Below are 1,009 nucleotides of genomic sequence, written 5' to 3' on the forward strand. Positions count from 1 at the left end.
CCACGACGGCGCGCAGGTCGCATGCGCTACGCCGACCAGGCTCGCAGCACGGGCAGCCGTGATACTTGAGCAGACGGAGGTGAGCCGCCATATTCCGGCCCGGCCAATTCAGCGGCCCATCCCATGCATGAGGCCGGTTCGGCCGAATGGACGACCAATTTTTTTTATTTGCTAAGTGTGCGCCTCGGGGAGGAATCTCCGAGGGAGCTCCCAGTTCTTGGAGATGTTTATGAAGGATTCGCGCATTCCCGAACCAGTCTTGACGGCTATGTCCCAGGGAACCCACATCGTCCGCGCTTATCGCGAGCACCTTGGATATTCGATCGACGACCTGGCGGTCGCGTGCGGGCTGGCCGCTGAGGAAATCCAAAACATCGAGCGAGGTCTGAGGTACAGCAAGGGCTATCGGGATCGGATAGCGAAATCGCTTTCCATACCTGTGGGAATTCTTGAGTCGGAGTTGGACATTTCGGACGCCGCCTGAACAGATCGGATGATCTGCAATGGGTGGACTAGCTGTTGTGATGTGAAGCTTGCGGCTGATGTCGACGCTTGATTCGATTGATGCGATGCCTTCTGGCGCAGCTCACCGAACAACAAAGCGATATAGCCGCCCGGAGTGCTACGAAACGTGCACGACGGCATCGGCTCGCGACGAAGTACTAACGGCGAACTCTTCCTAGTTCGGCAAGGCGATGCTGGCTTGAGCATCAACTCGGCCTACGAGAGTGGCTACTCCTAGGCTGAATCGTCCACCATGGCGAAGTCGCGCCGCTCTGAAAGTAACATGGCGGGCATCCTGACGTTTCCGGGTTGACTATGGGCGTTCGAACCAGGAAAAGGGGCCGCTCTTCGTGAGTGGCGTGGGGGGCGGGGCGCGGCCCCCCCCCCCCCCCCCCCCCCCGCACCCCCCCCCCCCCCCCCCCCCACCCCCCCCGTCCCCCCCCGCCCGCCCCCCCCCAACCCCACACCCCCCACCCCCCCCACCCCCCCCCCCCCCCCCCCCCCC

At 63.0% G+C, this 1,009-nt stretch carries 1 protein-coding gene; it reads left to right on the forward strand.

The annotated features are described in order from the left end of the window. Window positions 1-229 precede the first annotated feature (229 nt). Complete coding sequence (locus NKH35_RS31840; protein ID WP_031197535.1) at window positions 230-484, forward strand: helix-turn-helix domain-containing protein; 255 nt, start codon at window positions 230-232, stop codon at window positions 482-484. Window positions 485-1,009: the final 525 nt, after the last annotated feature.

It is taken from the genome of Mesorhizobium sp. M1143 (assembly GCF_040318435.1).
GTDB lineage: Bacteria > Pseudomonadota > Alphaproteobacteria > Rhizobiales > Rhizobiaceae > Mesorhizobium.

Bases quoted from the DNA above. Each gene is read 5' to 3' on its own strand.
- NKH35_RS31840 (WP_031197535.1), top strand. From the start codon at position 230: ATGAAGGATTCGCGCATTCCCGAACCAGTCTTGACGGCTATGTCCCAG.